The 26,020-nt window shown below is 64.3% G+C and carries 21 protein-coding genes; 19 read left to right on the top strand and 2 right to left on the bottom strand.

The features are described 5' to 3' along the window. The first annotated feature begins 13 nt into the window (after nucleotides 1–13). The 7 genes from SAC06_RS05885 to SAC06_RS05855 all read left to right on the top strand — a co-directional run bounded on the left by SAC06_RS05885 (nucleotide 14) and on the right by SAC06_RS05855 (nucleotide 8,300). Nucleotides 14–376 (top strand): preprotein translocase subunit YajC, encoded by a 363-nt coding sequence (locus tag SAC06_RS05885; protein ID WP_350259162.1) that lies wholly within the window; start codon nucleotides 14–16, stop codon nucleotides 374–376. A 69-nt stretch (nucleotides 377–445) separates the two neighbouring features. Next, nucleotides 446–2,224: a protein translocase subunit SecD gene (gene secD / locus SAC06_RS05880; RefSeq protein ID WP_350257384.1), complete on the top strand. Its 1,779-nt coding sequence runs from the start codon at nucleotides 446–448 to the stop codon at nucleotides 2,222–2,224. Continuing rightward, a complete protein-coding gene (gene secF / locus SAC06_RS05875; RefSeq protein WP_350257383.1) occupies nucleotides 2,224–3,303 on the top strand; it encodes a protein translocase subunit SecF in 1,080 nt (359 codons plus the stop codon). The genes secD and secF overlap by 1 nt, the downstream gene beginning before the upstream one ends. A 2-nt stretch (nucleotides 3,304–3,305) precedes the next feature. Continuing rightward, entirely contained in the window at nucleotides 3,306–3,854 is a 549-nt protein-coding gene (locus SAC06_RS05870) for an adenine phosphoribosyltransferase (RefSeq protein ID WP_350257382.1), read from the top strand. A 45-nt stretch (nucleotides 3,855–3,899) separates the two neighbouring features. Further along, entirely contained in the window at nucleotides 3,900–6,212 is a 2,313-nt protein-coding gene (locus SAC06_RS05865; RefSeq protein ID WP_350257381.1) for a bifunctional (p)ppGpp synthetase/guanosine-3',5'-bis(diphosphate) 3'-pyrophosphohydrolase, read from the top strand. 114 nt (nucleotides 6,213–6,326) lie between these two features. Beyond that, nucleotides 6,327–7,583: a DUF349 domain-containing protein gene (locus SAC06_RS05860; protein WP_350257380.1), complete on the top strand. Its 1,257-nt coding sequence runs from the start codon at nucleotides 6,327–6,329 to the stop codon at nucleotides 7,581–7,583. A gap of 9 nt (nucleotides 7,584–7,592) precedes the next feature. Next, nucleotides 7,593–8,300 carry an MBL fold metallo-hydrolase gene (locus SAC06_RS05855; RefSeq protein ID WP_350257379.1) on the top strand — a complete coding sequence of 236 codons (708 nt, stop codon included), beginning with the start codon at nucleotides 7,593–7,595 and terminating at the stop codon, nucleotides 8,298–8,300. Between the two features lie 4 nt (nucleotides 8,301–8,304). Here the strand turns inward: SAC06_RS05855 and SAC06_RS05850 are convergent, their stop codons facing one another. Next, nucleotides 8,305–10,080: a DEAD/DEAH box helicase gene (locus tag SAC06_RS05850; protein ID WP_350257378.1), complete on the bottom strand. Its 1,776-nt coding sequence runs from the start codon at nucleotides 10,078–10,080 to the stop codon at nucleotides 8,305–8,307. A gap of 194 nt (nucleotides 10,081–10,274) precedes the next feature. Here SAC06_RS05850 and aspS point away from each other — a divergent pair, with 194 nt between their 5' ends. After that, nucleotides 10,275–12,065, top strand: coding sequence for an aspartate--tRNA ligase (aspS, locus tag SAC06_RS05845; protein WP_350259161.1), 1,791 nt, complete (start codon nucleotides 10,275–10,277; stop codon nucleotides 12,063–12,065). Between the two features lie 146 nt (nucleotides 12,066–12,211). On the opposite strand, the gene SAC06_RS05840 is transcribed toward aspS, so the two are convergent. Continuing rightward, nucleotides 12,212–13,561, bottom strand: coding sequence for an HNH endonuclease signature motif containing protein (locus SAC06_RS05840; RefSeq protein ID WP_350257377.1), 1,350 nt, complete (start codon nucleotides 13,559–13,561; stop codon nucleotides 12,212–12,214). A gap of 113 nt (nucleotides 13,562–13,674) precedes the next feature. Between SAC06_RS05840 and SAC06_RS05835 the strand changes: the two genes are divergently transcribed. The 11 genes from SAC06_RS05835 to SAC06_RS05785 all read left to right on the top strand — a co-directional run bounded on the left by SAC06_RS05835 (nucleotide 13,675) and on the right by SAC06_RS05785 (nucleotide 26,017). Next, nucleotides 13,675–14,292, top strand: a complete 618-nt coding sequence (locus SAC06_RS05835) for an L-threonylcarbamoyladenylate synthase (protein WP_350257376.1) — start codon at nucleotides 13,675–13,677, stop codon at nucleotides 14,290–14,292. Continuing rightward, a complete protein-coding gene (locus SAC06_RS05830; RefSeq protein WP_350257375.1) occupies nucleotides 14,292–15,635 on the top strand; it encodes a replication-associated recombination protein A in 1,344 nt (447 codons plus the stop codon). The genes SAC06_RS05835 and SAC06_RS05830 overlap by 1 nt, the downstream gene beginning before the upstream one ends. A gap of 109 nt (nucleotides 15,636–15,744) precedes the next feature. After that, on the top strand, nucleotides 15,745–16,368 hold the full coding sequence (gene rpsD, locus SAC06_RS05825; protein ID WP_350257374.1) for a 30S ribosomal protein S4: 624 nt from the start codon (nucleotides 15,745–15,747) through the stop codon (nucleotides 16,366–16,368). 150 nt (nucleotides 16,369–16,518) lie between these two features. Continuing rightward, entirely contained in the window at nucleotides 16,519–19,209 is a 2,691-nt protein-coding gene (alaS, locus tag SAC06_RS05820) for an alanine--tRNA ligase (protein ID WP_350257373.1), read from the top strand. Between the two features lie 2 nt (nucleotides 19,210–19,211). Beyond that, on the top strand, nucleotides 19,212–19,700 hold the full coding sequence (gene ruvX, locus SAC06_RS05815) for a Holliday junction resolvase RuvX (protein ID WP_412766210.1): 489 nt from the start codon (nucleotides 19,212–19,214) through the stop codon (nucleotides 19,698–19,700). Next, nucleotides 19,693–21,261, top strand: coding sequence for an endolytic transglycosylase MltG (mltG, locus tag SAC06_RS05810; protein WP_350257372.1), 1,569 nt, complete (start codon nucleotides 19,693–19,695; stop codon nucleotides 21,259–21,261). The genes ruvX and mltG overlap by 8 nt, the downstream gene beginning before the upstream one ends. After that, nucleotides 21,258–22,109, top strand: a complete 852-nt coding sequence (locus tag SAC06_RS05805) for a shikimate dehydrogenase (protein ID WP_350257371.1) — start codon at nucleotides 21,258–21,260, stop codon at nucleotides 22,107–22,109. The genes mltG and SAC06_RS05805 overlap by 4 nt, the downstream gene beginning before the upstream one ends. 22 nt (nucleotides 22,110–22,131) lie before the next feature. Further along, nucleotides 22,132–22,623 (top strand): hypothetical protein, encoded by a 492-nt coding sequence (locus tag SAC06_RS05800; protein WP_350257370.1) that lies wholly within the window; start codon nucleotides 22,132–22,134, stop codon nucleotides 22,621–22,623. A 57-nt stretch (nucleotides 22,624–22,680) separates the two neighbouring features. Beyond that, the gene (gene aroC / locus SAC06_RS05795) at nucleotides 22,681–23,910 is read left to right on the top strand and encodes a chorismate synthase (protein WP_350257369.1); all 1,230 of its coding nucleotides are present in this window, start codon (nucleotides 22,681–22,683) and stop codon (nucleotides 23,908–23,910) included. Further along, complete coding sequence (gene aroB, locus SAC06_RS05790) at nucleotides 23,907–25,502, top strand: 3-dehydroquinate synthase (protein ID WP_350257368.1); 1,596 nt, start codon at nucleotides 23,907–23,909, stop codon at nucleotides 25,500–25,502. The genes aroC and aroB overlap by 4 nt, the downstream gene beginning before the upstream one ends. Next, entirely contained in the window at nucleotides 25,499–26,017 is a 519-nt protein-coding gene (locus SAC06_RS05785; RefSeq protein WP_350257367.1) for a shikimate kinase, read from the top strand. Before aroB ends, SAC06_RS05785 begins: the two co-directional genes overlap by 4 nt. The last annotated feature ends 3 nt before the right edge of the window (nucleotides 26,018–26,020 follow it).

The raw sequence follows: 26,020 nt of genomic DNA, 5'->3' as shown, positions 1-26,020 counted from the left end.
TTTCGCCGTGGAAATGATTATTATGCTGGGCCTGATGGTGGTTGCCTTCATCGCCCTTTCATCTTTCAGCAAAAGGTCTGCGCAAAAGCGTCAGGTTGAGCACGAGCGGATGCTGGCTGAGCAACTGGTTCCGGGAGCTTGGGTTCACACCTCCGTTGGGTTCTTTGGACGCTTTGTCGACCTGGATGGAAACGTCGTCATTCTGGAGACTCCGTCCGGGGAAGAGACCTACTGGGACAAGCGCGTAATTCGCTCGGTCGGAGAGCTGCCCTTTGAGACTGAAGAGACTGAGATCGAAGAGGTCGAGGAGTACTCGGACGAGGAAGGGCACGAGGAGCCCAACACCGACACCGACACCAACGAAGATCGAATCTGAGTTTTTCGGCGCACCACCCGCACAGGGGTGGTCGCCGATTTCTTCGAGTCAAAACACAAGGTATTCATAATGGCAGAACAGTCCAAAAGTCCGTGGCGGGCGTTAGTTTCGCTCATCGTGGTAGCAGTGGTGGGCATTGGCGCCCTCATCGGAGCTCACTTCACCCAGGGGGCCGGCTTTGTTCCAAAGCTGGCGCTTGACCTTGAGGGGGGAACCCAGGTCATCCTGACCCCCCGTCTGATTGAGGGATCAGAAACCACCGGCACCATCGATCAGGATGCGATGAACGAGGCCATCAACATCATTCGCCAGCGGATCGACGCCTCCGGCGTGGCCGAGGCGGAAATCGCCACCCTGGGACAGGACAACATCGTCGTGTCGATCCCCGGCAAAGCTGACGACCAGACCCTGGATCTGATCCGGACTTCAGCCACCATGCGGCTGCGGCCGGTGCTGCAGATCGGGGCACCCGGTGCGATCGATCCCAGCCTGAACTCCCAGAGCGGAGCGCAAAGTGGAGATTCGGCCACCGCGGGACTGACGCCGGAAGAGTACGCCTTCATGGTCGCCGACCAAAACGGCGACGGAAAGCTGTCCACCGAGCCGTTGACCACCCCGGAAAATGCTTCCGATCCCGCTTGGATCACCGAGCAGGTGCTGTACGACTTCCTCCTCTTGGACTGCACCGATCCGGCTTCACTGCTGAGCAACTCGGCCGACGATCCGGCTCTGCCACTGGCAGCCTGCTCGACTGACGGGACTGGCAAGTACCTGCTGGGCCCGACCGAGATTGAGGGTCAGCACGTTTCGTCCGCCTCGTCCGGGATGATCTACTCGCAGACCGGGCAGCCGACCGGGCAGATTGGCGTCAACATTCAGTTCGACTCCGAGGGCTCGAAAGTCTTCAAAGACGTTTCGACCCGGCTGTACGGGCTGCGGGACACCGATCCGGTCCGGAACCGCTTCGCCTTCGCGCTGGACGGAAATGTCATCACCGCGCCCGGGATGAACGCGATCATTCCAGATGGCGGCGCGCAAATCACCGGCAACTTCACCGTGGACTCGGCCAAGACCCTGGCCAACCAGCTGAGCTTCGGCTCGCTGCCCCTGAACTTTGAAGTGCAGTCGGAACAGGAAATCTCCGCCACCCTCGGGTCCCACCACCTGGCCATGGGTATTCTGGCAGGGATCATCGGCTTGATTCTGGTGGTCCTATGGATGATCTGGCAGTACCGCGGCCTGGCCATCGTGTCGGCCGGCTCCCTGGTGGTGGCTGCCTTCCTGACTTACCTGGCGATCACAATCCTCTCGTGGGCGATCGGCTATCGATTGTCGCTGCCCGGCGTGACCGGTCTGATTATCGCGGTCGGGATCACGGCAGACTCATTCATTGTTTACTTCGAACGGATCCGCGACGAGGTCCGCGACGGGATCCCGCTTTCGGGCGCGGTGGAGCGCGGTTGGCGTCGAGCCCGACGCACCATCGTTATTTCCGACATGGTCAACCTGGTGGCCGCCACGGTGCTGTACGTGCTCGCGGTCGGTGGGGTGCAGGGCTTTGCCTTCACCCTGGGCTTGACTACCATCGTCGACCTGGTGGTGATCTTCCTGTTCACCCACCCGCTGATGGCTCTGCTGATGCGGACTCGGTTCTTCGGCGAAGGCCACCGGTGGTCGGGGCTGGACCCGGAGCACCTGGGCGCCAAGTCGGGAACCGTCTACTCGGGTCGGGGCCGGGTGCGCCAATTGGAGGGCGAGCCGACGGTCGACTCGGGTGAACAGACTATTGCGGAGCGGCGCCGGCAGGCTCGGCTCGCGGCCAAGGTTGAAGAGGAGAGCGCAGAATAATGATGAGCTACTCTCAGTGGGGCAATGAGCTCTACTCTGGCAAGCGTTCCTACCGGATCGTCCAACGGCACCGGGTCTTCCTGGGGATCTCGCTCGCAGCGATGCTGATCTCGGTGTTGCTGCTTGGATTCCGCGGTCTGAACCCCTCGATCGAGTTCACCGGTGGCACCCAGTTCATCGTCACCCAGTCGGCCGAGCCGAACCCGCAGACGGCGGAGAAGGTACTCAAAGACGCCGGTCTGACCGAAAACATTCGGGTCACGAACCTGGGCAACTCGGGCGTCCGCGTGCAGACTCCTTCGCTGGAGAGCGCGCAGATGCAGGACATCCGAACCCAGCTGGCGGACGTCTACGCCGTGCCGTTGGAGGACGTGCAAACCAACTCGGTCGGCGCGACCTGGGGTCAGGACGTGACCAAGCGAGCGCTGCAGTCGATCGTGATCTTCGTGGTCCTAGTCGCCATCTTGATGACCATCTACTTCCGGTCCTGGGCGATGTCGGCCGCTGCCATGCTGGCCCTGGTCAACGACCTGGTGGTCACGGTCGGGTTCTTCTCCCTCACGCAGGTGGAGGTGTCCCCGGCGACCGTGATCGGTTTCCTGACGATCCTCGGCTACTCCCTGTACGACACGGTGGTGGTTTTCGACAAGGTCCGCGAGGTGACGAAGAACTACCAGGACCAGGAGCGGTACACCTTTGCCGAGCTGGTCAACCTCGGGGTGAACCAGACGCTGGTGCGGTCCATCAATACTTCGATTGTCGCGCTGCTGCCGGTAGCCTCAATCCTGTTCATCGGGTCGTTCGCTCTGGGGGCGGGAACCCTGACCGACATCTCTCTGGCTCTGTTTGTCGGACTGATTGTGGGGGCGGCTTCCTCGATCTTCATCGCCTCGCCGGCGCTGTCGGTGATGGAAGGATTCCGGGCCAAGTCGAAGGAACACACTCAGCGGATGCTTGAGCGGCGGGCGGCGCGGGCTGAAGACCCGGCGGCTGCGGTGGCGGCCCCGACCGTGGCCCCGAAGCGGCCCGGACGGCGCTTGGAAAACGCGGCCCAACCGAAGCGAAAGAAACGACGGTAGTGATGACTGAAAACCTTGGTGTCGAGATTGCGGAACTGGTTGAGCAGAACCTGCGCCTAGTTCCCAACTTTCCGCTGGAAGGGGTGCTGTTCCGCGACGTGACCCCGCTGTTCGCCAGCGGACCGGCATTTCAAGAGCTGATTAACCTGCTGGCTGACCGCTATCGCGGGAAGATCGACATGGTGGCCGGCCTGGAGTCCCGGGGCTTCATCCTGGCAGCTCCACTCGCGACCGCGTTGGGCGTGGGGATGGTGGCCGTCCGGAAGGCCGGCAAGCTGCCCGGACCCGTGGTCGGGATCGATTACGACCTGGAGTACGGTTCCGCTCGGCTGGAAGTGCAGCCGGAGTCGGTGCCGGACGGCGCCCGGATCCTGATTCTGGACGACGTGCTTGCCACCGGGGGGACGGCGAAGGCCTCCGTGGATCTGCTGGAAATGTGCGGCGCTCACGTGGTGGAAATCGCGGTGCTACTGGAGTTGGTGGACCTAAACGGCCAGGTCAAGATCGCGGGAACGCCGTTCGCTTCGGCTGTCGAGGTACACGAGTCATAGTCCGTTGTGGTCAACGGAACTTGCTGGAAGCCGTATTATTAGGGAATGAGCGACTCGAACAACCACGAACGACCAGCGGCCTCCGGATCCTTTGTCCGCTCCGGTCTGGCGTGGTTTGGTTCTCGCAGCCGCGATATTGCCCCTGCCATTGAGCCGCTGATCCGGGCGGTCAAGGCACACCACCCGCGGGCCGACACCGCGGTGATTGAGCGCGCATACGAGGTGGCCGAGCGCCAGCACCGGGGTCAGACCCGGAAGTCGGGCGAACCCTACATCACCCACCCGGTAGCGGTGGCTACCATTTTGGCTGAGCTCGGGATGACGCCGCCCACCCTGGTGGCTGCGCTGCTGCACGACACGGTGGAGGACACCGACTACACGGTGGAACAGTTGACCGCCGACTTCGGTCCGGAAGTGGCCCAGATGGTCGACGGAGTGACCAAGCTCGACAAGATCCGATACGGGGCCGCTGCGCAGTCAGAGACGCTGCGGAAGATGCTGGTCGCCATGAGCCGGGATATCCGGGTGTTGCTGATCAAACTGGGGGATCGTCTCCACAACGCTCGAACCTGGAAGTATGTGGCGCCGGAGTCGGCTGCGAAGAAGGCGCAGGAGACCCTCGAAATCTACGCCCCCCTGGCCCATCGCCTAGGGATGAACACGATCAAGTGGGAGCTGGAAGAGCTGTCCTTCAAAGCCCTCTACCCGGAGGTTTACGACCAGATCGATCGGCTGGTTGCGGAGCGGGCCCCGCAGCGGGACAGCTATCTGAGCCGGGTGATCGCCGAAATCGAAGAGGATCTGCGCCGATCCCGAATCCGCGGCACCGTCTCGGGCCGACCAAAGCACCACTACTCGATCTACCAGAAGATGGTGGTGCGAGGGAAAGCCTTCGACGAAATTTACGATCTGGTGGCGGTCCGGGTGCTGGTTGAGTCGATCAAGGACTGCTACGCCGTGCTCGGTGCGGTGCACGCGCGCTGGAACCCGCTTCCGGGGCGGTTCAAAGACTACATTGCGATGCCGAAGTTCAACCTCTACCAGTCGCTACACACGACGGTGGTGGGCCCGGAGGGTCGACCGGTTGAGGTCCAAATTCGGACCTTTGAGATGCACGATCGGGCCGAGTTCGGGGTCGCCGCGCACTGGCGCTACAAGCAGGATCCGAGTGCTGCCAGCTCAGACGGCGACAAGATGAGCGCCAAGGAGCAAATGAACTGGCTCAAGGCGCTGGTTGAGATGGAGCGCGAGACCGGGGATCCGGAAGAGTTCCTGGACTCGCTCCGGTTTGAGATTGCCGGGGACGAAGTCTACGTCTTCACCCCCCGCGGCGAGGTGGTGGTGCTGCCACCGAAGGCCACCCCGGTCGACTTTGCCTACGCCGTGCACACGGAGGTCGGCCACCACACGGTTGGTGCCCGCGTCAACGGCAAGCTGGTCGCGCTCGACACGGTGCTGGAATCTGGCGACACGGTCGAGGCGATCACCACCCAGGCTCCCAACGCCGGTCCTTCGCGCGGCTGGCTCGAGTTTGTCAGCTCGCCCCGGGCCCGCTCGAAAATCAAGAACTGGTTCTCGCGCGAGCGGCGGGAAGAGTCGATTGAGCTGGGCAAATCGCACATGGCGAAGTCGATTCGGAAGCAGAACCTGCCACTCCAGCGGCTGATGACGCACGACTCGCTGAACTCGGTCGCCACCGCGATGGGGTATCAGGATGTGTCCGGCCTGTATGCCGCGGTGGGGGAGAACCATGTGTCGGCTCAGAACGTGGTCAGCCGACTGCTGGACATGCTTGGCGGTGACGCCGGGACCGAGGAAACGCTGGCCGAAGCCATCATTCCCCGCACGGTTCCGCCCCGCTCGGCCGGATCTTCTTCCGATGCCGCGATCACGGTCGAAGGGATGAATCCGAACGACGTTTGGGTCAAACTGGCACGGTGCTGCATGCCGGTCCCGGGAGATGATATCGTCGGGTTCATTACCCGCGGCGAAGGGGTGTCGGTTCACCGGGCCGACTGTGTAAATGCGGTTCACCTGAAGGAAACGCATCCGGAAAGGTTTGTTGGGGTGGAATGGTCCTCGGACCAATCGGGCAGCCAGTATTTGGTCGAGGTAGAGATCAAAGCCCTGAATCGGGCCGGTTTGCTGAACGATTTGTCGCAGGTGTTTTCGGACCACCAGATCGACATCCTTTCCGGGACGATGTCCACTTCCGGGGACCAGGTGGCAACTGCCAGATTTACTTTTGAACTTCCCAGCGTCGGCTATCTTGACTCGGTACTTTCCGGATTGCGGCGGGTAGAGGGCGTCTTCGACGCTGCCCGCCGATTGGGATCGGTGAAGAATAGTCGGTCCTGATTCAACAATGTTCGTGGATACCGTTAGACTGTTCTACATCGGCTAAGAGCCGAAAGTGATTTGTGCCCACCGACGCGGCTGGTGCTCCAGCCCCACTTCCGAAGGAACATCGTGATGTCGTCTACTACTTCGAACTCTGGACCCCACAGCTTCGGCCGAGTGGATGCAGATGGCAACGTCTGGGTCCGCGACGGCAACAACGAACGTCAGGTGGGCAGCTATCCAGACGGTGCTCCCGAAGATCCGTTGGCGCTGTACGTGCGTCGGTTCCTGGATCTGGAGGCCACCGTCAACCTGTTCGAAACCCGGTTGCCGGGACTGTCGGCGCGCGACATCGATTCGACGCTGCAGGTCCTGCGGGAACAACTGGTCGAGCCGGCGGTAGTGGGCGACATCGATTCCCTGCGTCAGCGGGTTGAGAAGCTGGCCGAGGTGGCCGAGGCGCGGAAGGCCGAGATCGCGGTTGAACGCGCGCAGGCAAAAGAACAGGCTTTGGCTAAGCGCACCGCCATCGTGGAAGAGGCTGAGCGGATTGCCGGCCAGGACGTGGACAAGACCCAGTGGAAACAGTCGGGTCAGAAGCTCCGCGAACTGCTGGATGAGTGGAAAGAGGCCCAGCGTCACGGTCCCCGCCTCGACAAGACTACCGAGGATGGACTGTGGAAACGGTTCTCGTCGGCTCGAACCGTCTTCGACCGCAATCGTCGGCAGTTCTTCGCCGCGCTGGATGCCAGCCAAAACGAAGCCAAGAAGCTGAAGGAAGCTCTGATTGCCGAGGCTGAAGCCATCCAACTGTCGGAAGACTGGGGCCCCACCTCGATGGCCTACCGCGACCTGATGGATCGGTGGCGCCGGGCGGGCCGGGCTCCCCGCAAGATTGATGACGCGCTCTGGGCTCGGTTCCGGGCGGCGCAGCAGGTTTTCTTCGATCGGCGCCGCGCGCACGACCAAGAAAATGACCAGCGCTACGCGGCCGACCTGAAGGTAAAAGAAGCCCTGGTGGAGCAGGCGGAAGCACTCCTCCCGATTGGTGATCTGGAAGAAGCCAAGCAAAAGCTGCGGGCTATTCAGGACCAGTGGGAGGAAAGCGGACGGCTGCCAAACCGCGAAGGCGCCAAGGTGGAAGGTCGGCTTCGGGCCGTGGAAGAGGCCGTTCGGCAGGCGGAAGAGGCTGAGTGGCGTCGGTCCAACCCGGAAACGCAGGCTCGGGCAGAAGGAATGCTCTCCCAACTGGAGGACTCGATTGCCGAGTTGGAACGGGAGTTGGCCGCGGCGCAGGCGGACGGCTACGCCGACCAGGTCCGAGACATCACCGAAGCGCTGGAGACAAAACGATCCTGGCTGAAACTGGTGCAAGAGTCGATGAACTGAGGCAGAACGATGGCGAAGCTGCAAATCGAAACCCTGCCAACCGATCTGTTCGACGCGAACTGCTATCTGCTGTTTGAGGACGGCTCCGACCAGGTGGTCGTGGTTGATCCCGGGTTGGGCGCGTTCCTGCAGGTGAACCAGCGACTGTCCGAGCTGGGCAAACGGGTGGGAGCAGTCCTGCTGACTCACGGTCACCCGGATCACGTGTGGGAAGCCGCGCAGGTAGCGGGGCTGGGAGGCGAGAACACGCCCACGTATATTCCGGGTCCGGATCGAGACTGGCTGCGCGACCCCCTCGGCCAGCTCGGATTCGACCAACTGACCGAGCTCCCCACCGAATGGGTCGAGCCGGAGCGGGTGGAAGATGCTCCCACCGGCAGTTGGGAAATCCTGCCGCACATTTACCTGAACTTGCTGCCGGCTCCCGGACATTCCCGCGGATCGGCCGTGGTCCTGATTGGGGGCCAGGTGGTATTCGACGGGCAGGAACTGCAGGCGCCGACGGCGTTCTCCGCCGATGTCATTTTTGCCGGTTCCGTCGGTCGCACCGACCTGCCCGGGGGAGATGAAACCGAGATGCGCGAGAGTCTGCGGACACTGGCGAACGCGCTGGATCCGCACACGGTGCTGCTGCCCGGGCACGGACCCAAGACCACCTGGGGCCAAGAGCTGGAATCAAATCCGTACGTGCGCCGGGCAGCCGGCCTCAAGCACTAGGAGCCTAACGGCGCTTGTGCTTGGACCGGTCGGCGAACCGGGTCTTCCGTTGGGTGGGGCCCGAGTCTTCGCTAATGCGAAGGCGGCGACCACGGACGGTTGCGCGACCAATCCGCTTCACCTGACTGGGGGAGAGGCCTTCGGCCAACTCGACCAGCGAGAAGGACGGGAAGATGTTGATGTGTCCCACGTCCGCTCCGGTCAGTCCGCCTTCGCCTGCAATCGCCCCCACCAGGGCTCCCGGGGTGACGCCGTCTTTTCGGCCCACCTCGACCCGGTAGCGATGCTGGAAGTCGACGTCTTGGCGTCCGGGGTGACCCTTGCCGCGACTCACCGGCTCGCTGCGACGCTCGCGCTTGCCACCCTGGCCGGTGAACTCGGCGGAAAGGAAGTATCCGTCCTGATCCACTACCGCCTCGGAAATGTGGGTCGGGCGAGAAGCCTTGGCGCTTGTGGTCCCGGTTAGTTCCGCGAGCATCCGCAGGGCCAGCTCGTGCAGGGAAACCCCGGTGGCCAACTGGTCGTTGAGGGCCTGCTGCAGCAGGTCGCTGGTGGGGCCTGCCGGCAGCTCAGCCAAAGAACTGAGCTTGCGCTGGGCGAGGACCTGGGTCACCTCGGCCCGCGAAGGCACGTGAACCTCTTCCATCCGTTCGCCGGTGAGACGCTCGATTTGGCGCAGCTGGAACCGATCGCGGGGACCGAAGAAGGTGAGGGATTCGCCGTCGCGCCCGGCGCGCCCGGTCCGACCAATCCGGTGCACGTAGGCCTCGCGTTCGCGGGGTACGTCGTAGTTCACCACGAGGCCGATCCGCTCAACGTCCAAACCTCGGGCGGCCACGTCGGTGGCGACCAGGACGTCGAGATGCCCTGAGCGAAGCCGGGAGACGAGGCGTTCCCGATCGGTCTGGGCGACGTCGCCGGAGATGCCGGCGGCGCGGAACCCCTGTGCGGCCAGGTCCAACGAGACTTCTTCGGCGTCCTGTCGCGTCTTGACGAAAACGATGGTCGCGCCGCCGTCGCGCACGGCTAGGACCCGGGTGAGGGCCTCAAAGCGGAACCGAGGCGGAACAACCGCGTAGGTCTGTCGAATCGTGTCCACCGTGGAGGCGGCCGTGGAGACTTCCAGACGCACGGGATCCTGCAGGTGCTGCTTGGCGACCCGTTCGATCGCGGCCGGCATGGTGGCGGAGAACAGGGCGGTCAGCCGCGAATCCGGCAGTGCTCCGGTGATCTGTTCGACGTCCTCCGCAAAACCCATCCGGAGCATCTCATCGGCCTCGTCGAGGACGAAGTAGCGAACCGCACCCAGGTTGAGGGCGCCCTTCTTTTCGATCAGGTCGATTACCCGACCGGGGGTGCCCACCACTACTTGGGCGCCGGTCCGAAGAGCGTGTAGTTGCGGCCCGTAGGGTGCTCCGCCGTAGACGGCGACTACGTCGATCTTCCTACCCGCGGCAAACTGTTCCAGCGCCTGCGAGGTCTGCAGCGCCAGCTCCCGAGTGGGGGCCAGAATCAGCGCCTGCACTTCCCGCTGGTGCGGGTCAATAGCTTCCAGAAGCGGCAAACCGAATGCAGCGGTCTTGCCGGTGCCAGTCTGGGCGATGCCGACCACGTCCCGGCCCTGGCTGAGGACCGGAATAGCGGCGGTTTGAATAGGCGTCGGAGTGACAAACCCGAGTCGATCGAGGATTGAGAGCGTCTGCTGGCCCAGCCCTAGATCGGAAAAAGTGGTGGTGATTTCAGACTGTTCCGGATCCACCGGAAGTGATGCGTGGGGCACGTTGGCCTTTCTGGAAAAGATGCGAAAGCCGAAGTTGGCAACTGTCCTAGTTTACTGGCACCGGCGGGATTTCTGGCCGATTCAGGTTGGGTGAGATCGCGCACCATCGGCCGTGGACCACGGCTGCGCGAGAACCGCCTAGCGCAAAAACGCGTAAACTCGACGGTAATGCCAGTATGACGAAAGGAATCTCGGTGCTACGGACTGACACAGTGGGCCAATTGGGATTGGATCGGGTGGGGGACACCGTCACCCTGACCGGTTGGGTTGATCGCCGGCGCGATCACGGTGGAGTTGTGTTCGTGGATCTGCGCGATGCCTCCGGCGTGGCGCAGGTGGTGGTTCGCGATGAAAGTGTCGCTCACGAGCTGCGAAACGAGTACGTGCTGCGGGTCACCGGGGAGGTGGCCAAGCGGCCCGAGGGCAACGAGAACCCAGACTTGCCGACCGGGTACATCGAGGTGTTGGGGGACCGGGTCGAGGTGTTGAACTCGGCGGCTCCCTTGCCTTTCCAGGTGTCCACGCACGAGGATGCCCCCACTGCCGGTGAGGAAGTTCGGCTCAAGTACCGCTACTTGGATCTGCGTCGCCCGGCGGCCCAGTTCCCCCTCCGACTGCGCTCAAAGATCAGCCGGGCCGCGCGGGAAGTGCTGTACAGCCACGACTTTGTGGAGATTGAAACCCCGACTTTGACCCAGTCCACCCCGGAAGGGGCGCGCGACTTCCTGGTGCCAGCTCGGCTGTCGCCGGGGTCGTGGTACGCGCTGCCGCAGTCGCCCCAGCTGTTCAAGCAGCTGCTGATGGTGGCCGGGATGGAGCGGTACTTCCAGATTGCCCGCTGCTACCGCGACGAGGACTTCCGCGCCGACCGTCAGCCTGAGTTCACCCAGCTGGACATCGAGATGAGCTTCGTCGAGCAGGACGACGTCATGCGGGTGGCCGAGGACGTCCTCAAAGCCGTGTGGGCAGAAGCCGGCTATGAACTGGAAACGCCGATCGCTCGGATGCCGTACTTGGAGGCGATGGAACGATTCGGTTCCGACAAGCCTGACCTGCGCTTTGGCTACGAGCTGACCGACCTGACCGAGTACTTCAAGGACACTTCGTTCCGCGTGTTCCAGGCCCCCTACGTGGGAGCCGTGGTGATGCCGGGTGGGGCGTCTCAGCCGCGGCGCACGTTTGACAAGTGGCAGGAATGGGCCAAGTCTCGCGGGGCCAAGGGCCTGGCGTACATCACCGTGAAGGACGACGGTACCCTGGCGGGACCGGTGGCCAAGAACCTGTCGGAAGCCGAGGCCGCGGGCCTGGCTGACAAGGTGGGCGCCAACCCCGGCGACTGTGTCTTCTTCGCTGCCGGGGCGCCGTCAGCCTCCCGCGCCCTGCTGGGAGCCGCCCGACTGGAGATTGCCCACCGCTGCAACCTGATCGATGAGGACGCGTGGGCGTTTGTCTGGATCGTCGATGCCCCGCTGTTCAAGCCCACGTCGGAAGCCGTGGACGAAGGAGACGTGGCCGTTGGAGAGGGCGCCTGGACCGCGGTTCACCACGCCTTCACTTCGCCCAAGCCCGAATGGGCGGATAACTTCGAACAGGACCCGGGCCACGCCTTGGCCTCTGCCTACGACATCGTCTGCAATGGCAACGAAATCGGTGGCGGTTCGATCCGTATCCATCGCCGGGATATGCAGGAGCGTGTCTTCAAGGTGATGGGCATCGATCAGGAACGGGCTCAGGAGCAGTTTGGGTTCCTTTTGGGCGCGTTCCAGTACGGTGCTCCGCCGCACGGCGGGATCGCCTTCGGGTGGGACCGGATTGTCTCCCTGCTGGCGCACACCGAGTCGATTCGAGACGCGATTGCGTTCCCGAAGTCGGGTGGCGGCTTTGATCCGCTGACCGGCGCCCCCGCACCGATCACTCCGGAGCAGCGGAAAGAAGCTGGAGTGGACGCGAAACCTAAGAAGTCCGAACCTGAATCTGACAAGTAGTCTCTCGGCCGGCCCTGTTCTTCGGAGCGGGGCCGGTTCTATACCCTGAGCACCTGCCGCTGGGCCGGAAGCGTTGGGGGCCGAGCTGGTCGCCAACGCCGACTGGGATCAAGCCATCCGGGAGCCTGCACCTGCGGCGCACCACCCTACATCTGGATCCTCCAACCGTTCTGGTCCAGGTTCCGGTGATGGTAGTAGCAAAGCAGCACTCCGTTGTCGGTGTGGGTTTCACCGCCTAGTACGTGGGGGATCACGTGGTGGATTTCGCACCAGTTGCCCGGGACCGTGCAGCCCGGAATCACACAACCCTTGTCCCGGGACAAGATCGCTTTGCGCTGGTTCGCAGTGAAGATCCGGGCCGAAGTTCCAAGCGCCGTGATCTGACCGTTTTTGCGTTGAGAGTACAGTTGGGTCGCCCCGATGCAGGCCGAGTGGTTGACCGCGTTCGCGCCGATCCGAGTCCACCGCCCCTGGGCTCCGTGAAGCCAGCCGCCCCGGCCATGCCGGACTTCCTCTTCCGTCGTCTGAATCATGACGGTCACCGGGGCCCCGCCCAACATTGGGATCTCCGGGTCTTGAGGGACTGCGCCCAGGATGGTGGCGAGGGCATCGTGTTGCTTCTGCACTACGGTTCGCCGATCTCGGTGCTGGAGTGAGGAGTCGTCCGGGTCTCCTAGCGGCAGTTCCTGCAGGCCGGTGTCCTTTACCCGCGGCGACAAGATGGCATCGAACAATGATTGGAGCAGAGCGGCCACCTCTGGCACCAGGTTGCCTCTCACGGGCACCAACCCGCGTCGTTCAGGACCGAAGCTGAACCCGCGTCGGGGCATAATGTCGTCGTCAGCGGGAGCTGACCCGTCCTGATTGAGGAACTGTGCCCAGGTCCGACAGACCACGCGCATGTCGTCGTAATGCGCCGGCAGGCCTACCTCGTTCCCGGTCCCAAGCGACACTCCGGTCGCGGTCTCCACCAAGCATCGTTCGGCATAGTCAAGCTTCGCCGGATCCGCCCCAGCCCCGTAGCGCAGGGTTTGGATGACCAGATCCGCCACGCTGGCAGAAAGCTGACCGTCGCCAAGTGCGCCGGCAACGTACTGGTATTTTGGCACCAGCACCTCACCCTGAAGAGACAGTGAAGGAGTAACGTGTCGTCCGGTCCGGATGCGTTGGCGCAGCGAGTTCCGTGACGCCCCGCTCAAGCGTTGCAGCAGCTCAATCGTGGACCCGCAGCCCAACTTCCCGGCCAGGCTCTCGTCCGCAGGGCGTTGGTGAGTGCGAACGTTGGCTTCGGCCGCGCAGCCGATCCGGAGCGCTTCGATCTTTCTGCCCCAGCTCTCGACGCCACGAGTGAACTCGATAAACTCTTCGTCGCCCAGTTGGCTGAGGTTATCGAGGGCGGCAATCTGGTCTACCCGGCTCAAAGCCTGCTCAAAGACGGCGTGGATCTGAGCGGCAGTAACGGTGCCTCCCGGTGCCTGCGCTGTCTTGGTAGCCATGCTCTAGTGTAGCACGCAATCGAACAGGTGTGCTAGTTCAAAATAGAACAATCTCGAACACAGTTGGGGTCGCTTCTTCAGTAGCTGTCGGTGGAACCGCGTAGACTGATCCCATGCGCGCCATCGAACTACACCCAGACAATCCGCAATCCCGCCTGGTCAACCAGGTGGTGGATGTGCTCAACTCGGGCGGGGTGATCGCCCTCCCGACCGACTCCGGCTACGCCGTTGCCTGCAAGATGGGCAACAAGGCCGGAATGGATCGGATTCGTGAGATCCGCCGACTGGATGAGAAGCACAACTTCTCTTTGCTGTGTCACTCGTTTGCCCAGATTGGGGAACTGGTGATTGTTGACAACAAGGCGTTCCGGGCAATCAAGGCCCTGACGCCCGGACCGTACACTTTCATTCTGACCGGAACTAAGGAAGTTCCGCGAATGACGCTGAACAAGAAGAAGCATACGGTCGGGGTCCGGTTGCCGGATCACAATACTACCCAGGCGATTGTGGCCGAACTGGGGGAGCCGCTCCTCTGTTCCACCTTGATCCTGCCCGGGCAGGATGAGCCGCTGACCGACTCGGAGCAGGTGATTGAGGAGGTTGGAAACCAGGTCGACGTCGTGGTGGAAGGCCCGGTCGGCGACGAGGGCGCCACCACGGTGGTGGACTTTACGCCCGGCTATCCCGAGGTAGTTCGGGTTGGGGCCGGCTCAACCGAACTGTTTGAGTAGTGGACCTGTTCGACGCGCTCGGCACTGACAATCACGGCTTGCCGGACGCGGGACCTAACGCGCCGCTGGCCGTGCGGATGCGCCCACGCTCGCTGAGTGAGGTGCTGGGTCAGGACCACCTGTTGGAGCCGGGCTCACCCTTGCGCCGGCTCCTGAGCCCCGCCTCGGACGAGTCGACCGGGCTCTCTTCGGTGGTCCTGTGGGGGCCGCCGGGAACCGGGAAGACCACGCTGGCCTACCTGATTGCCCGAGAGTCCGGCTACCGTTTTGTCGAGTTGTCTGCGGTTAGCGCCGGGGTGAAGGACGTGCGCGAGGTGATTACCGGGGCCAAGCATCGCCTCGCCTCGTCCGGGGTTCCCACCGTCCTGTTTGTGGACGAGGTGCACCGCTTTTCGAAGGCGCAGCAGGACTCGCTCCTGCCGGCGGTCGAGAACCGGTGGGTGACCCTGGTGGCGGCGACGACCGAGAATCCAAGTTTCTCCGTGATTTCGCCGCTCCTGTCGCGTTCGCTGCTCCTGGTGCTGCGCTCGCTGAGTGAGGAGGACATTCGGATTGCCCTGACCCGGGCCGTGGGGGATGAGCGTGGATTGCAGGGCAAGTTTGAGTTGGAAGACGAGGCGCTGGCCGCGCTGGTTCGGCTAGCGGGCGGCGATGCGCGGCGCGGGTTGACCCTGCTGGAGGCCACCGCCGGGGTGGCGGCTGAACGGGGTGAGCGGACGCTGACGCCGGAGTTTGTCTCTCAGGCGGCTAACACCGCGCTGGTGCGCTGGGATGAGGATCAGCACTACGACGTGGCTTCGGCCTTCATTAAGTCGATGCGCGGCTCCGATCCCGACGCCACGCTTCACTATTTGGCTCGGATGATCGAAGCCGGGGAGGACCCACGCTTTATCTGCCGTCGGATCATGATCGCAGCGGCGGAAGAGGTGGGCCTGGCTGACACCAGTGTGTTGCAGACAGCCGTGGCGGCCGCCCAGGCGGTGGCGCAGGTGGGCATGCCCGAGTCCCAGCTGATTTTGGCCGAGGCGGCCCTGGCGGTGGCGCTGGCCCCGAAATCCAACTCGGTGACGGTGGGAATTGGCGAGGCGCTGAAGGATGTGCGCGAAGGGAAGGGCGGGCCGGTTCCGCTTCATCTGCGCGACAGCCACTATTCGGGCGCGAAGTCGCTGGGGCACGGGGTTGAGTACCGCTACGCCCACGACTACCCCCACGCGGTGGCCTCCCAGCAGTACCTGCCGGACGACCTGGTGGCGGCCCGCTACTATCGACCCTCCGAGCGGGGAAATGAGGCAATCCTCACGAAAAGGCTAGCCATGCTCAGAGAAATTCTGGACATGCGGTAACCTATTGAAGTTGCTGCACGCCGTGTGCAGCGCCTGGGATCTTAGCCCGAGTGGTTGATCCCATGCGAGCCAATGGTTCGCATGACAACGAAACAGGAGAAGTAAAACTATGGCAGGAAATCGTTCCCGCAAGCAGGTCCGGCAGTCGCGTGCCCTCGGCCTGCCCCTGACCCCGAAGGCCGTTCGCTACTTCGAGCGTCGCCCCTACGGTCCCGGTGAGCACGGCCGTTCGCGTCGTCGCCAGGAATCCGACTACGCCGTTCGGTTGAAGGAAAAGCAGCGTCTGCGCGCCCAGTATGGGATTCGCGAAGCTCAGATGGCTCGGACCTTCGAAGAGGCCCGCCGCGAAAAGGGTCTGACCGGTGAGAACCTGGTCGAGCTGCTCGAAATGCGTCTCGACGCCCTGGTGCTCCGCGCCGGCTTCGCCCGCACCACCGCTCAGGCCCGCCAGTCGGTGGTTCACCGCCACATTCTGGTTGACGGCAAGATCGTCGACAAGCCCTCGTTCCGGGTCAAGCCGGGACAGGTCATCCAGGTCAAGCCGAAGTCCCAGACCACCGTGCCGTTCCAGGTGGCTGCCGCCGGTTCACACCGGGACGTGCTGCCCGCAGTTCCCGCCTACCTCGACGTAGAGCTGGAAAGCCTGAAGGCCACCCTCGTGCGGCGCCCCAAACGCGACGAGGTTCCGGTCACCTGCGACGTGCAGATGGTGGTTGAATACTACTCTCGCTAAAGCGAGCAGATGCCCTAGGCAACTGGCGGTCCCCGGGATCCCACCACGGTGGTACTCGGGGGCCGCTCTTGCTATCAATGTGAACGAATGGCCGAGCCGTTTGAGTTCGCCACTACAATGGCCTTGACTAAGACCTAACCGGGAGGACGAATGCGCACCGCTGAGATCCGTCAGCGCTGGCTGGATTACTTTGCCGCGAACGACCACGAACTGCGTCCCTCAGTCTCGTTGATCTCGCCCGATCCATCGCTGCTTTTCACCGTGGCGGGAATGGTGCCGTTCATTCCCTACATCATCGGGGAAGAAGAGGCTCCGTGGCCGCGGGTGGCGTCGGTGCAGAAGTGCCTGCGGACCAACGATATCGACAATGTCGGACACACGACCCGGCACGGCACGTTCTTCCAGATGAATGGCAACTTCAGCTTTGGCGACTACTTCAAAGAGGGAGCGATTAACTACGCGTTCGATCTGCTCTCCGGCCCGGTCGATGAAGGCAAGTATGGCCTCGATGCGGACCGCCTCTGGGTGACCATCTGGGATCAGGACGACGAGTCCTACCGCATTTTGACCAAGCAGATCGGCCTGGATCCCAAGCACATCGTTCGGTTGCCGCGGGAAGAGAACTTCTGGGACACGGGACAGCCCGGTCCGGCCGGCCCCTGCGCCGAATGGCACATTGACCGGGGCCCCGAGTACGGTCCCGAGGCGGTGGGCGGCACCGTCGATCCGGGCGGCGATCGCTACCTTGAGCTCTGGAACCTCGTGTTTGACCAGTACATGCGCGGGGAGGGAGCCGGTAAGGACTACCCGCTGCTGCACGAACTAGATCGCAAAGCGATTGACACCGGGGCGGGGCTGGAGCGCCTGGCCTTCGTCCTGCAGGACAAGCCGAACCTGTTCGAGATTGACGAGGTTCGCCCCGTTATCACCCAGGCCGAAGAGATTTCCGGGCAGCGCTACGGCACCAATCCGGATCACGATGTCCGGCTCCGGGTGGTGGCCGACCACGTGCGCTCGTCAATGATGCTGATCAACGACGGCGTGCGCCCGGGCAACGACGGCGCCGGCTACGTGCTGCGTCGGCTGATTCGCCGAGCCGTCCGCTCGATGCGCCTCCTCGGCGTGGACGAGCCGACCCTGCCGGCGCTGCTGCCGGTTTCCCGCGACGCGATGGCCCCCTCGTACCCGGATCTGCTGACCAATTGGGAGACCATCTCCGAGGTGGCCTTCGGGGAAGAGGAGAGCTTCCGGCGGACGCTGGACGCTGGCACCACCATTTTGGATTTGGCCGTGAATCAGGCCCTGGCGGAGAAGACGGCGGAGGCGCCGGCCACCCTGTCGGGGGAGCAGGCTTTTGCCCTGCACGACACCTACGGGTTCCCGATCGATCTGACCCTGGAAATGGCCGCGGAAAAGGGCGTCCAGGTCGACGAGAACAGCTTCCGAGCGCTGATGAACGAGCAGAAGCAGCGGGCCCGGGCAGATAACCTGGCCAAGAAGTCGGGTCACCTGGATTCCTCGGTTTACCACCGGATTGCCCAGACCATCGGCGGCGGCAGTCAGTTCACCGGGTACGACCACAGCGTGAACGAGGCGACGGTTGCGGGCATCCTGGTCGCGGGCGAAGCGGTTCCGGCCGCGACCGGCGAGCAGGAAGTTCAGGTGATCCTGGACCGGACCCCGTTCTACGCCGAGTCGGGCGGCCAGTTGGCCGATCACGGCGAAATCGCCTTCCCGAACGGGGCTGTGATTGAGGTGACCGACGTCCAGGCCCCGATCAAAGGCCTGTTTGTCCACACCGGTCAGCTGCGCGGGGGAGACATCGCTCTTGGCGACCAGGCGGAAGCTCGGATTGATACCGACCGCCGGTTGGCCATTGCGCGCGCGCACACCGCCACCCACATGGTCCACCAGGCCCTGCACGAGGTGGTCTCCAAGCAGGCAACCCAGGCCGGCTCGGAGAACTCGCCGTCGCGGATGCGGTTCGATTTCCGGCACGGCAAGGCCCTGACCGGGACGCAAATGTCTGATCTGGAGTCGCTGGTCAACGAGAAGCTGGCTGGGGACCTGGAGGTTTGGGACCGTACGATGGCGCTCGAAGATGCTCGGGCCCTCGGGGCGATGGCGCTGTTCGGGGAGAAGTACGGCAAAGAAGTCCGGGTAGTCACCATCGGAGATGGGTGGTCGAAAGAACTGTGCGTCGGAACGCACGTTCCCGCCACCGGACACATTGGGCGGATTGCAGTCCTGGGCGAGTCGTCGATCGGCTCCGGGGTGCGCCGGATTGACGCCCTGGTTGGGGACGGCGCCTACCAGTTCCAGGCGGTCGAGCACGCGCTGGTCTCCCAGCTCTCGAACCTGCTGAAAGGTCGGCCGGAAGAGTTGCCGGAGAAAGTCTCGGGGCTGCTGGATCGGCTGAAGGACCGGGAGAAGGAAATCTCCCAGCTGCGGACCGAGCTCCTGAGTGGGCAAATCGCCAGCCTGGCGCAGGAAGCCCGGTATCTGGGTGACTTCAAAGTGGCGGCCGGAATCCTCGGCGACGTCGGGGCTGCCGATGCGGTTCGCTCCGCCGCGCTGGAACTTCGGACACAACTGGGAGAGGACTCGCCCACGATTGTGGTGGCTATTGGCGAGGCGGCCGGAAAGCCGCTCGTGGTGGTGGCGACCAACCAGTCCGCCCGCGAGCGCGGGGCCAAAGCCGGCCAACTGGTCCGGGTGGGGGCCCAGGCTCTCGGTGGTGGCGGCGGCGGCAAGGACGACATTGCCCAGGGTGGCGGGGCCGAGGTCTCGGCGATGCCGACCGCCCTCGACCGAATCCTCAGCGAGATCGGAAGCCTCTGATCGTGCGCGCGGGAATCCGCCTGGGGGTGGATGTGGGATCCGTCCGGGTCGGAGTGGCGCGCTCGGATCAAGCGGGTGTCCTGGTCCTCCCCCTGGAGACGGTTCCGCGGGACCGTCGCGGGCAGGATTTGCGCCGAATCGTGGCGCTGGTTCGCGAGTACGAGGCGATTGAAGTGGTGATCGGCCTCCCGCTGCATTTGGCTGGGGGAGAGGGCGAGTCGGCTCGGATGGCTCGGTCCTTTGGGCGGGCACTCAAACGAAGGCTCCCCAAAACCCGCGTATGTTTAGTGGATGAGCGGCTAAGCTCTAACCAGGCACACGGTCGGCTGACCGAGGCGGGTCTGTCTCAGGCCCAGCAACGGATGATCGTGGACCAGGTGGCGGCCCAGGTGATCTTGGAGCAGGCATTGGCCTCTGAGCGGGCCACCGGCCTGCCTCCGGGTGAGCCAATCGAAAAAGTGTCCCCGGACGAGAGGAACGGTAGTGAGTGATTCGAATAATGGTGTTCAACCGCCAAACCGGCTAGCTCCGCCCTTCCCATCGCGGAAAGAGCTTCACGCTGCGCGGATTCCCCAGCGGCCCGCGGGCGAGGATGCCGGGGCCCCCGAGGCGCAGCTGCCGGAAGCCCCGGTCGAACCCACTTCGACTCCTCCCACTCGGCGAGAGCCACCTCGTCGGCCCCGAACGGTGCAGCCAGAGGAAGTTCAGGTGGAAACGCCGGTGGTGAGCGAGGCGGAGCCCGCGGATTGGGCTCCCGTCGCCGAACCGGAAGCGCCGGCAGCACCCGAATCGCCGAGCGACGAGTCGGGCCCGAGTTTTCCCCGGGTCACCGAGTCGGGTCCGACGTTTGAATCACCGTTCCCGAAGCGGGTTTCGCCCGCCACCGGAGCGCAACCGATTTTGCCCGCTGCCGGCCCGCGGCAGACGGAAGTGGCAACCAAAAAGAAGAAGTCCCGCCAGCTGCGTCGGCGCCTCTGGACCGCGCTGATCGCGATAGTTATTTTGGCCGCGATTGGGGTCGGACTCTGGTGGGCCCTCGGGAGCCTCCAGGGTGGCCCGGGGCTGCGAGCTGCTGATGACTACCCGGCGGTTGACCTGACCGGCCCGGAAGCCGCCAACCACCCGACAGTCGAAGTCACGGTGGAGCCGGGCGCCCTCGGCTCGGAAATCGGCCAGGCCCTGGTGGATGCCGACGTGGTCAAGAGCGTAGCCGCCTTTACCCGCGCCTTTGACGCCAACCCGGCGGCCGCCTCGATCAAGCCGGGAACCTACACCCTCCACACGCAGATTCCAGCGGTGGATGCACTGGCAGCACTGCTGGATGAGACGAACCGGAAGGAAAACACCATCACGGTCAATCCGGGTCAGACGGTCTCGCAGATTGCCGAGAAGCTGGAGACGGTGGCCGGTTTTAGCGCCGACGAGGTCAACGCCGTGGTGGACGACCCGTCGGGCGTTACCGATCTGCCCGCCGCCGCCAAGGGGAATCTGGAGGGGTGGCTCTGGCCCGGCTCGTACGATTTCTCACCTACCAGCACCCCGACCGAGGTCTTCTCCGAGATGGTCAAGGGGACGGTCGACTACCTCAAGTCCGAAGGGGTGCCGGAGGACAAGTGGCAGGAAACCCTGATCAAGGCCTCTATTGTTGAGCGCGAGGTGAACCGGGAAGAAGACATGCCCAAGGTGGCTCGCGTGATTGAGAATCGGATCGCGGATCCGGAGGGTCCGACTCGCGGGATGCTGCAGATGGACTCCACCGTGGCATACGGGGTCGGTGGGACCGGGGGACTGCCCGATTCGGCCGCGTTTGACGATGACAACCCGTACAACACCTACAAGGTGAAGGGGTTGCCGGCCGGACCGATCGCGAGCCCTTCAGCCGCGGCGATCCAAGCGGTGCTGCACCCGGCCGAAGGTGACTGGCTCTACTTTGTCACCGTCAACCTGACGACCGGCGAGACCGTCTTCACCGACTCGCACGACGAGTTGCAGACGCTGACCGAACAGTTGCAGCAGTGGTGCGAAGAGAACCCGGGGGAGTGTCGCCAATGACTCGGTGGGCGGCGGTCATCGGGTCTCCGATTGCCCATTCGCTCTCTCCGGTCCTGCATCGAACGGCGTACCGGCTAGCCGGGTTGGACTGGGAGTATCGGCAGTTCGAGGTGACTGAATCATCGTTCCCGGAGTTCGCCGAGAGCCTGGACGGAGACTGCGCCGGAATCAGCGTGACCATGCCGTGCAAGCAGGTGGCGCTCTCGTTTGCCGACGTGTCCGACGGGCTGGCTAAGACGGTGGGGGCGGCGAACACGCTGGTGCCGGCCGCGGGACTCTGGGGGGCGTTCAATACCGACGTGCACGGCATAGTCGAGTCGGTTCGCGCCCCGTTCGGGGACACGCTGGAAGAATTTGCCGCGCAGAATCGCGCGGCGCGAAAACAGGCCGTGATAATTGGAACGCGGGCCACGGCCTCATCCGCTTTGGCTGCGGCCATGACCCTCGGGTTCGATCAGGTTTCGGTGGTGGGGCGCAGTTTTCAGGGGGCCGGCAACGTCACCTTGGCCGCCGGCCGGCTCGGAGTGAGTTTTACCCCGATCAAGTGGGATCGCACCGACCTGGTTCGGGAGGTACTGTCCCGGGCCGACCTGGTGCTCTCGACCGTCCCGGCGGAAGCTTCCGCCCAACTGGTGGAGTTTGCGGCTCCCCGACCGGATCAGATCCTGCTGGATGTCACCTATGCGGCCCACTCTGAGCTGACGCAGACATTCGTGGACGCCGGCGCCCTGGTGATCGACCCGCTGGCCATGCTGGTTTATCAGGGGTTGGCACAGGTCAAATTGATGAGCGGGCACGAAGTCGCGTTCGAGCCGGTCTACCGCGAGGTGGTGGCCGCCAGCAAGTAGCCGTCCCCGGAAAGGGGACTCGATGCTGTGGTTGAACGTGTGCTGGTGTGTGCTTCGCGCGCCGCACTGGCACCGTCGTTACAGTCCCGGGCTGCCGCCCGCCACCTGGCTGGCCATCCCCATCTTCGCTACGACGCTGGCCTTCCTAGTCCCGGTGCCGGTCCCCGGGGTGATGGTTCAGCTCGGACTGGTGAGCGCCCTGGTGGATGGCGTGAGCCGGCGGCTGCCCCTGGAGTTAAGCCTGCTGCTGGCGGTGGAGCTGGTCCTCACCTCGAAGGTCGATCCGCTCGGGGCCCTCTGGTGGGCCGTGCCCTTGGCCGTGGGGGCGAGGTGGGGTCAGGTGGGGCGAGGGGACGTGATCCTGGCCGCGGTGCTGGGTCTGGAGTCCGGACCCGCCGGTTTGGTTGTGGCCCTGACGGCAGCACTCCTGTTCGTCGCGGTCACCCGTTCGCGCCAGACCCTGGCATTTGGCCCGTTCCTGCTGCTGGGGGCAGTATGCGGGGCCGGTTGGTAGCGCCCAAATGCCGTAGGCCGGGGCGAAGGACCGACCCGGGTGTGGAACACTGGAGCTATGTTGACATGGACCACCGCCGGGGAATCGCACGGCCCGGCTCTAGTAGCGCTGATCGAGGGGATGCTCGCCGGAGTGCCCCTCACCACCCAGACGATCGCCGACGAGTTGGCGCGGCGCCGACTCGGCTATGGGCGGGGTGCCCGGCAAAAGTTTGAGCAGGACGAAGTGCGCATTCTGTCGGGTGTGCGGCACGGACGCACGACCGGGGCGCCGATCGCAATCGAGATCGGCAACTCCGAATGGCCCAAGTGGGAAACCGTGATGAGTGCCGATCCGGTTCCGCCGGAGTCGCTGATGGTTGACGCTGGACGCGGAGACCAGCGGGAGATGGCTCGGAACCGGCCGCTGACGCGCCCGCGTCCCGGGCATGCAGACTTGGCCGGGATGCTGTCGTACCACCACTCTGATGCGCGCAACATCCTCGAACGTGCCTCCGCTCGGGAAACGGCCGCCCGGGTGGCGCTCGGTGCCTGCGCCAAGGCGTATTTGGCGGCGGTCAGCCAGATCCAGGTGGTTTCAAACGTGGTGGCGGTCGGACCGACTCGAGACGAGTCGAACCGCTTGCCCACCCCCGACGAGATGGGGGCGCTGGACCAATCACCGGTTCGGAATCTGGATCCGGCAGTAGCACGGGCCTTCCAGCAGACTATCGACCGGGCCAAGACCGAGGGCGACACGGTGGGCGGGGTGGCACAGGTGGTGGCGTGGAACGTTCCGCTTGGGCTCGGCACGCACGTGAACGAGCGCGACCGGCTCGACGCCCGACTGGCGGGAGCGCTCATGAGTATCCAGTCGGTCAAGGCCGTGGAAATTGGCGACGGCTTCGTTCAGGCCCACCAGTTTGGTTCGGCCGCGCACGACGAAATGGTCTGGGATGAGGATGGCCAGCTAGCTCGCCTGTCCAACCACGCGGGGGGCTTGGAGGGGGGCACGACCAACGGCCAGCCCCTGGTGGTGCGCGCCGGATTCAAGCCGATCTCAACGGTGCCCAAGGGCTTGCGGAGCGTAGACCTGGCCACCGGTGCCGCGACCGAGCCGTTCCACCAGCGCTCGGACACCTGCCAGATTGTCCCGGGCGCCGTTATCGCTGAAGCCACGGTGGCTTTGCAGCTGGCCCGGGCGCTCGATGAGCGAGTCGGCGGTCGATTCGTGGAAGAAGCGCGGGCCCACCTGGCCTGGTACCAGGAGTACCTGAGTGAACACCTGCGAGCAGGGGAGGAAGCATGATCCTGCCGGAACGGGTCCAGTTGCCGGTAGTTTTGATCGGCATGCCCGGCGCGGGCAAAAGTCGGGTCGGAAAGCGGTTGGCGGCGGCGCTGGCAGCCGTCTACTTGGACACGGACGAGCTGGTGGTCGAGCAGGCGGGCAAGGCGATTGACCGCATTTTCGCGGAGGACGGTGAGGCGGAGTTTCGCCGCCTGGAGACCGAAGCCATACGAACAGCACTGTTTGAAGCCGAAGTCATTTCGTTGGGCGGGGGCGCGGTGGAGACGCCGGCGGTTCGAGAGCTGATTTCCGGGGCGACGGTGGTTCACATCGAGGCTCCGATTGAAGAGCTGACTCGGCGGGTGCGACGGAATCAGAAGCGCCCGCTGCTGGCCCAGGATCCGGTGACTCGGCTGCGGGAACTGGCCGAGCGACGCCTCCCGCTCTACCGTGAACTGGCTGACGTCACCGTCCATTCCAGCGCCGAGCCGGTGGGGCGGGTGGTCGACCAGGTCCTCGGGGCGCTGCTCTCGGCCCGGGTGGTCACCGTGGCTGCGGACTCACCCTACCGAGTGGTAATCGGGTCTGAGCTGAGCCGAGCGGTGGAAAATGAGATCCCGGATCAGTGCGAGCGGATCCTGCTGGTGACGGCTCCGGCGCTCACGGAGGCCGCCGAGCGGCTGGCCGAACACCTGCGCCGAACCGAACGGGAAGTGTGGGTCGAAGTCCTGCCCGACGGGGAGGCGGCCAAGACCATTTCGACCGCGGAGCATCTCTGGCACCGGGCCGGGGAGGTGCATTTGGGTCGGAAGGACCTGGTGGTCACCCTCGGTGGCGGAGCAACCACCGATCTGGGCGGCTTCGTCGGAGCCACCTGGCTGCGGGGGGTGGCCGTCCTCCACGTTCCGACCACGCTTCTGGCCATGGTCGATGCAGCCATTGGCGGCAAGACTGGCATCAATACTGAGGCCGGAAAGAACCTGGTCGGGAGCTTCTATCATCCGATGATGGTGGCGGCGGACCTCGAGTTCCTCCGGACCCTGCCCCAGGCCGACTTTACCGCCGGGATGGGGGAAGTGATCAAAGCTGGCTTCATCGCGGATCCCAGGATTCTGGAGCTGGTGGCCGACCATCCCCGGGTTCGGGAGGTGGCCTGGGCCACCGGGCCGGGCCGGGTGGTGCTGGAGGAACTGATTGCCCGCGCAGTGCAGGTGAAAGCTCAGGTGGTGGCGGCGGACTTTACCGAAGCCGGGCTGCGGGAGATCCTGAACTACGGGCACACACTGGCCCACGCGATCGAGCTGGACTCCGATTTTCGGGTTCGACACGGGGAAGCCGTCGCGGTGGGGATGATGCTGGCTGCCCAGTTGGCCCACCGGCGCGGGCTGATCGGGGGGGAGCTGGTGGAACGGCACCGACAAGCGCTGGGTGACGTCGGCCTCCCCACCACCTACCGCGGGGACTTGGACCGACTGATCGAGCTGATGTATTCGGATAAAAAGACGCGGGGGGCCCAGCTGAGGTTCGTGCTGCTGCGGGCGCTGGGCGAGCCGGAGACCGTAGCTGTGACCGAGGACGAGGTGCGACAGGCAGCAGAAGGAGTGATTCTGTGAGGCCCGTGGTAATTCTGGTCGGGGCAACCGGTTCGGGCCGGACCCTGGTGGGCCGGGCCCTGGCAGCGCAACTGAACACGACCGTGGTGGAGACCGAAGACGTGATCGAGGCGCAAACCGGGCAGACTCTGGCCGAGCTGGCCCTGGCGGACGAGCCGGAGCGGTTTCGCGAGCAAATCGGGTCGGCCGCGACCGCGGCGCTGGGGAGCTCGGGCGTCGTCACCCTGCTCCCCTCTGCTGTCGGGGACCCGAAAGTGGCGGAACTCATGGCCGAGGCGGGGGCCGCGGGCAGCGTGCTGGTGGCGTTGACGGCTGACCTGACTACCCTCGCGCGGCGAACCGGGCTGAATGCGCCTCGTTCAGCGGCTCTGGGCCAACCGCGGCGCTGGTTTGGCGACCACGTCCGCGCCCTGGTCGAGCAGTATTCGACGCTCGGCGCAGTCGAGATCAGCACGGTTGATCGCGATCCGGCAGAGGTCGCGACTGAGATCTGCCAGCGTTTCGCGTTACAATAGCGC

It is taken from the genome of Scrofimicrobium sp. R131 (assembly GCF_040256745.1).
Taxonomy (GTDB): Bacteria; Actinomycetota; Actinomycetes; order Actinomycetales; family Actinomycetaceae; genus Scrofimicrobium; species Scrofimicrobium appendicitidis.
The sequence above is the reverse complement of the archived record's forward strand: the minus strand, read 5'-3'. Positions and strand labels throughout refer to the sequence as shown.

Bases quoted from the DNA above. Each gene is read 5' to 3' on its own strand.
- SAC06_RS05885 (WP_350259162.1), top strand. From the start codon at position 14: ATGATTATTATGCTGGGCCTGATGGTGGTTGCCTTCATCGCCCTTTCA.
- secD (WP_350257384.1), top strand. From the start codon at position 446: ATGGCAGAACAGTCCAAAAGTCCGTGGCGGGCGTTAGTTTCGCTCATC.
- secF (WP_350257383.1), top strand. From the start codon at position 2,224: ATGATGAGCTACTCTCAGTGGGGCAATGAGCTCTACTCTGGCAAGCGT.
- SAC06_RS05870 (WP_350257382.1), top strand. From the start codon at position 3,306: ATGACTGAAAACCTTGGTGTCGAGATTGCGGAACTGGTTGAGCAGAAC.
- SAC06_RS05865 (WP_350257381.1), top strand. From the start codon at position 3,900: ATGAGCGACTCGAACAACCACGAACGACCAGCGGCCTCCGGATCCTTT.
- SAC06_RS05860 (WP_350257380.1), top strand. From the start codon at position 6,327: ATGTCGTCTACTACTTCGAACTCTGGACCCCACAGCTTCGGCCGAGTG.
- SAC06_RS05855 (WP_350257379.1), top strand. From the start codon at position 7,593: ATGGCGAAGCTGCAAATCGAAACCCTGCCAACCGATCTGTTCGACGCG.
- SAC06_RS05840 (WP_350257377.1), bottom strand. From the start codon at position 13,561: ATGGCTACCAAGACAGCGCAGGCACCGGGAGGCACCGTTACTGCCGCT.
- SAC06_RS05835 (WP_350257376.1), top strand. From the start codon at position 13,675: ATGCGCGCCATCGAACTACACCCAGACAATCCGCAATCCCGCCTGGTC.
- rpsD (WP_350257374.1), top strand. From the start codon at position 15,745: ATGGCAGGAAATCGTTCCCGCAAGCAGGTCCGGCAGTCGCGTGCCCTC.
- alaS (WP_350257373.1), top strand. From the start codon at position 16,519: ATGCGCACCGCTGAGATCCGTCAGCGCTGGCTGGATTACTTTGCCGCG.
- SAC06_RS05805 (WP_350257371.1), top strand. From the start codon at position 21,258: ATGACTCGGTGGGCGGCGGTCATCGGGTCTCCGATTGCCCATTCGCTC.
- SAC06_RS05800 (WP_350257370.1), top strand. From the start codon at position 22,132: ATGCTGTGGTTGAACGTGTGCTGGTGTGTGCTTCGCGCGCCGCACTGG.
- aroC (WP_350257369.1), top strand. From the start codon at position 22,681: ATGTTGACATGGACCACCGCCGGGGAATCGCACGGCCCGGCTCTAGTA.
- aroB (WP_350257368.1), top strand. From the start codon at position 23,907: ATGATCCTGCCGGAACGGGTCCAGTTGCCGGTAGTTTTGATCGGCATG.